Origin of the sequence: Nocardioides sp. (assembly GCF_031422975.1) — a bacterium.
Classification (GTDB): Bacteria; Actinomycetota; Actinomycetes; order Propionibacteriales; family Nocardioidaceae; genus Nocardioides.
The window spans coordinates 1-5,372 of the sequence record NZ_JANPEO010000052.1 but is presented as its reverse complement, the minus strand read 5'-3'; the positions used below and the strand labels follow the sequence as shown (position 1 = coordinate 5,372).

The following is a 5,372-nucleotide window of genomic DNA, read 5'->3' as shown; positions in this document are numbered from 1 at the left end:
GGCGCTCGGCATCGGTCCGGGCAGCACGCTGTGGTACGACCTCGAGTCCTTCAACCTCGCCGACACCCACTGTCGCGAGTCCGCCCTGGCCTTCGTCAGCGCCTGGGTCACCCGCACCAAGGAGCTCGGCTACGTCGCCGGGTTCTACTCCAGCGCGAGCACCGGCATCAAGATGCTCGACGACGCGCGCATCAGCCGCCCCGGACAGTTCGCCCTGCCGGACCGCATCTGGATCGCGCGCTGGGACGGGGTCGCCAACACGTCGACCACCTACATCGGCGAGGACGGCTGGCGGCCCGGCGGCCGGATGAAGCAGTTCAAGGGTGGCCACAACGAGACGTGGGGCGGGGTCACCATCAACATCGACAGCAACTACCTCGAGCTCGGCGCGGCTGGCACGGCTCCTCCGCCGACGCCCGTGCCCGCTCCCGAGCCGAAGCCGGTGACCGAGACGCACTGCGGCGGCACCCGCGTCGACTTCCCGACCTACTACACGCTCAAGCCGGGGGCGGCCAGCCAGACCCGCACCCTCGCTCTCCAGTGCCTGCTCAAGGAGAAGAAGCGCTACACCGGCGCGCTGGACGGCGTCTACGACCGCGCGACCCGACGAGCCGCTGGCGCGTGGATGAAGTCGCGCCGCTTCACCCCCACCGGCACCTGGCGCCGCAAGAACTGGGTCTCACTGCTTGTCGGCCAGGACCGGCCGGTGCTGGACGTCGGAGCCACCGTGCCCGCGGTTGCTCGACTTCAGCGGGCGCTGACCGCTGCGCGGCAGCAGGTCGAGGTGACGGGAACGTTTGACGAGGCAACCCGAACAGCCCTGCTGGCCTACCAGGCGCGGGTCGGCGTACAGCCCAGCGGCACGACCGATGCACCCACCTGGCGACGGTTGGCCCGAGGTCGTTTCTGAGCCTGGCGCATCGTCTGAGCTCGTTGTAACACGTCGTCCGGTGCACTTGCGCGACGTTGCAACGACGTGGCAGAGCACCGGACAGCGTGTTACATGCGGTGTCAGCCAGCCGAGCGGGCCGATCAGCCGGGCGGGCCGACGATCAGCGCGAGAGCGGTGAGTACGCCGACGGCGAGCACCAGCACTCCCACGGCCAGCCGGTGGTGCTGGAGCAGCCAGCACACCGCTCGCTGCGGCACGGTCGGGCTCTCCGGCGTCGAGAGCCATTGCGTGCCGAGCAGCCCCCGGCGATCGGCATACACCTCGAACGGCAACGTCGCGAACGGCGGCACGGCTGCGGCCAGGCCGAGCGCGGACCGCGGCAGCGCCCAGCGCTGGTCCACCGCCACGACCACGGTGACCAGGCAGTAGGCGATGAACACGACGCCGTGCGCCATGCCGAAGATGCGCACGCCCAGCTCAGTGGTGTGCGTGACGTACTTCAAGAACATGCCGCACAGCAGCAACGCCCAGGTGATCGCCTCGGCAACGGCGAGCGCACGGAACAGCCGGCGAGGAGTCAGTCCGCTCACGCGAACGCGGCCGCGGCCAGCGACGTGAAGAACCCCAGCCCGTCGGTGCCGGGGCCGCAGAGGTCCTCGACGGCGAGCTAGGGGTGCGGCATCAGGCCGACCACGTTGCCGCGCTCGTTGGTGATACCGGCGATGTCGCGCAGCGATCCATTCGGGTTGTCGCCGAGATACCGCGCGACGACCCGGCCCTCGCCCTCGAGCAGGTCGAGGGTGGCCTCGTCCGCGACGTAGCCGCCCTCACCGTTCTTGAGCACGACGGTGATCTCGGCGCCGGGTGCGTAGGCAGTGGTCCACGGGGTCGAGGCGTTCTCGATCCGCAGCCGCTGGTCGCGGCAGACGAACTTGCGGTGGTCGTTGCGGATCAGTGCGCCCGGGAGCAGGTGCGACTCGCACAGGATCTGGAAGCCGTTGCAGATGCCGAGGACCGGCATGCCCCTGCCTGCGGCCTCGATCACCTCGGTCATCACCGGGGCGAAGCGCGAGATGGCGCCGCAGCGGAGGTAGTCGCCGTACGAGAAGCCACCGGGCAGCACGACCGCGTCGACGCCTCGGAGGTCGTGGTCGCCATGCCACAGGGCAACGGCTTCGTGACCGCCGAACGTGACGGCGCGCCGCGCGTCGACGTCGTCGAGCGAGCCGGGGAACGTGACGACCCCGATCTTCATGCTGGGTGGACCTCGAAGTCCTCGATCACCGGGTTGGACAGCAGCGTCCGGGCCATCTGCTGAACCTCGGCGAGCGACTCGGCGGTCGGGTCGCCCTCGATCTCGACCTCGAAACGCTTGCCCTGCCGGACCTCGACGACACCGGCGAAGCCGAGGCGCGGCAGCGCACCGAGCACGGCCTTGCCCTGGGGGTCGAGGATCTCGGGCTTGGGCATGACATCGACCACGTAACGGGCCACGGGCGCTCCTGAGCGTCGGGGGATTGCGTGGGCGATCCTATCGGCGACGCGCGGCCACGATCACCAGGGCCACCCCGAGCCCCGCGACGACCGGACCGATCATCGCCCAGGTGTCGACGCCGGTCATCGGGCTGCCCTCGAGGTAGCCCAGGCCCTGGAAGGTCCAGACGCCGCCGACGACGACGAGCAGACCACCGAGGACAAAGAAGAGCGGGCGCATCAGGACAGCTCGCGCTTGAGGATCTTGCCGGTGGCCGTCATCGGCAGCGCGTCGACGAACTCCACGATGCGGGGATACTTGTAGGCGGCCATCTGCTCCTTGCCCCACGCGATGAGCTCGTCCTCGGTCAGGTCGGTGTCCTTGTTGCGGATGACCACGGCCTTGATCTCCTCGCCGTGGCTCTCGTGCGGCACCCCGATCACGGCCGCCAGGCTGACGCCCGGGTGGGTCAGCAGGACTTCTTCGATCTCACGCGGGTACACGTTGTAGCCGCCGCGGATGATCATGTCCTTGGACCGGTCGACGATGTAGTAGTAGCCGTCGTCGTCCTTGCGGCCCAGGTCGCCGGAGCGGAACCAGCCGTCGCGGATCGCCTCGGCGGTCGCCTCGGGCCGGTTGTAGTAGCCCTTCATGATGTTCGGGCCCTTGATCGCGATCTCGCCGATCTCGCCGTCCGCGTCGGACCACTCTCCCGGCTCGGGACTGATCAGCTTCATCTCCACCCCCGGGATCGGCAGCCCGATCGAGCCCACGCGCACTTCCTCGCCGTACGGCGAGAAGCTGGCCACCGGCGAGGTCTCGGACAAGCCGTAGCCCTCCAGGATGGTGACGCCGAACCGCCGCTCGAACTCCTTGTGGACCTCGACCGGCAGTGCGGAACCGCCGGCTGCCGCGACGCGCAGGTTGGCGGCGAGCTCGGCGACGTCGACGCCCGAGTCCTCGAGGGCACCGAGGAGGCCCCAGTACATCGTCGGCACTCCGGCGAAGAAGGTGACCTTCTCCTTGGCCATGGTCTTCAGGGCCGGGTCGGCCTCGAACCGCGGCAACATGACGACAGTGCCGCCGTAGGCGAAGCCGCCGTTCATGATCACGGTCTGCCCGAACGAGTGGAACAGCGGCAGCACGCACAGGTAGGTGTCTGGCCGGGCCGCGTCGGCGCCGAAGAGCCTGTCGCCGGCGAGCGCGTTGGAGTACATGTTGCGATGGCGCAGCTCGGCGCCCTTGGGCTGGCCGGTGGTACCCGAGGTGTAGAGGATGACGGCCGTGTCGTCGTCGCTGACCCCGACGGTGTCGAACGTCGGCGGCTGGCCGCTCATGGCCTGCCCCAGGGTCTCGGTGCCCTCGATCGGCGACGGCGCCGCCGGGTCGACGGTGATCATGAAGAAGTGCTCGCACGAGTCGGTCTGCTCGAATCCCGCGTGCCCCTCCGCGCCGATCGGCAGCTCCGCGGTGCCCTGGAAGCAGAAGTAGGCCTTCGCGTCCGAGTCGGCCAGGTGATAGGCCACCTCGCGTCCCTTGAGCAGCACGTTGAGGGGGACGACGGTCGCTCCGGCCTTGAGGATGCCGTAGTAGACGATCGGGAAGAACGGCAGGTTGGGGCAACTGATCGCAACCTTGTCCCCCGGCTCGATCCCGCGCGAGACCAGCAGGTTTGCCACCTGGTTGGCGGCGCCGTTGACCTGGGCGTAGCTCAGGCGGACATCACCGAGGACGACGGCCTCGCGGTCGGCGTACGTCGTGGCGGAGTTCTCTAGGAGCGATGCGAGGGATGGCATGTCGGTCAACCTACAGAGCGCACGTGAGCGGCGTCACCCCTCAGATCAGGCTCGGCGCTCGAGGATCCGGGCGGCCTTGCGCAGGTCGCCACCGATCGCGAGGCCGGCCAGTCTCCCGGCGACGGCCGCGGCTGCGGCGTACGCGCGACGTCCACTGATGTCACCCTCGGCGACGACGCGACAACCCTGGCTGCGCTCCTCGAAGCTGAGCACCAATGTGGCCTCGATGCCGCGCCAGGTGCCGCGCTCGGCCCAGACGTCGGGACGCTCGAAGCGGGTGATCTCCATCCGGGGGCACACGCCCACCATGGTCGTCTCGCGCCACGTCTGGCCGAGGTGCGGTTGGGCGTCCCGGTCCGCCAGCGTCACCGAGAGCAGCGACGACTGCCACTCGGGCCGGTTGCGCGGGTCGCCTAGGTAGTCGAAGGCGACACTGCTGGGGACGGCGAAGTCCACCGTCGCCCGGAAGCGGCGCGCCATCAGAACCTCTGCCCGGTGAGCAGCTCGTAGGCCTCGACGTACCTCGCGCGCGTCCGGTCCACGACGTCGGACGGCAGCGGCGGCGGGGCCTCGCCACTCGTGCGGGCCCAGCCGGAGTCGCCGGTCAGCCAGTCCCGGACGATCTGCTTGTCGTACGACGCCTGCGCGCGGCCGGGCTGCCACTCGGCCGCCTGCCAGAAGCGACTGGAGTCGGGAGTCAGCACCTCGTCGGCCAGGACAGTGGTGCCGCCGGGCCGGACGCCGAACTCGAGCTTGGTGTCGGCCAGGATGATGCCGCGCTGGCGCGCGAGGTCGTGGGCGTGCTCGTAGACCTCCATCGTCAGCATCCGCAGCTCGGCCGCCTCGTCGTCACCGACGGCCTCGATGACCGCCCGATAGTCGACGTTCTCGTCGTGGTCGCCCACCGCAGCCTTGGTCGCGGGCGTGAAGATCGGCTCCGGGAGCCGCGAGCCGTCCTGCAGACCGGCGGGCAGGACGTTGCCGCAGACCTCGCCGGTGCGGCGGTAGTCGATCAGGCCCGAGCCGGTGAGGTAACCGCGCGCCACGCACTCGACCGGATACATGTCGAGCGACTCGCAGATGACCGCACGGCCGGCCACCTCAGCGGGCACCTCCGAGGAGATGACGTGGTTGGGGACCAGGCCCTTGAGCTGGTCGAACCACCACAGCGACATCCGGGTCAGGATCTCGCCCTTGTCGGGGATCGTGG

Annotated in this window: 7 protein-coding genes and 1 pseudogene; 1 reads left to right on the top strand and 7 read right to left on the bottom strand. The window is 69.6% G+C overall.

What is annotated here, in order from left to right; translation table 11 throughout:
- A partial coding sequence (locus RMO85_RS01820) for a glycoside hydrolase domain-containing protein (protein ID WP_310526103.1) occupies window positions 1-910 on the top strand: 910 nt, incomplete at its 5' end.
- 122 nt (window positions 911-1,032) lie between these two features.
- Here the strand turns inward: RMO85_RS01820 and RMO85_RS01815 are convergent.
- The 7 genes and pseudogenes from RMO85_RS01815 to RMO85_RS01785 all read right to left on the bottom strand — a co-directional run.
- On the bottom strand, window positions 1,033-1,482 hold the full coding sequence (locus tag RMO85_RS01815; protein WP_310526101.1) for a DUF3817 domain-containing protein: 450 nt from the start codon (window positions 1,480-1,482) through the stop codon (window positions 1,033-1,035).
- Window positions 1,479-2,147, bottom strand: a pseudogene (gene purQ, locus RMO85_RS01810) (phosphoribosylformylglycinamidine synthase subunit PurQ). Before purQ ends, RMO85_RS01815 begins: the two are co-directional and overlap by 4 nt.
- Window positions 2,144-2,386 (bottom strand): phosphoribosylformylglycinamidine synthase subunit PurS, encoded by a 243-nt coding sequence (purS, locus tag RMO85_RS01805; RefSeq protein WP_310526099.1) that lies wholly within the window; start codon window positions 2,384-2,386, stop codon window positions 2,144-2,146. Before purS ends, purQ begins: the two are co-directional and overlap by 4 nt.
- Window positions 2,387-2,423: 37 nt before the next feature.
- On the bottom strand, window positions 2,424-2,606 hold the full coding sequence (locus RMO85_RS01800) for a hypothetical protein (RefSeq protein ID WP_310526098.1): 183 nt from the start codon (window positions 2,604-2,606) through the stop codon (window positions 2,424-2,426).
- Window positions 2,606-4,162, bottom strand: a complete 1,557-nt coding sequence (locus RMO85_RS01795) for a long-chain fatty acid--CoA ligase (RefSeq protein ID WP_310526097.1) — start codon at window positions 4,160-4,162, stop codon at window positions 2,606-2,608. The genes RMO85_RS01800 and RMO85_RS01795 overlap by 1 nt, the downstream gene beginning before the upstream one ends.
- A gap of 45 nt (window positions 4,163-4,207) precedes the next feature.
- Window positions 4,208-4,642, bottom strand: coding sequence for an SRPBCC family protein (locus RMO85_RS01790; protein ID WP_310526095.1), 435 nt, complete (start codon window positions 4,640-4,642; stop codon window positions 4,208-4,210).
- The coding region (locus tag RMO85_RS01785) for a phosphoribosylaminoimidazolesuccinocarboxamide synthase (protein ID WP_310526094.1) at window positions 4,642-5,372 on the bottom strand (731 nt) is incomplete at its 5' end. The genes RMO85_RS01785 and RMO85_RS01790, both read right to left, overlap by 1 nt.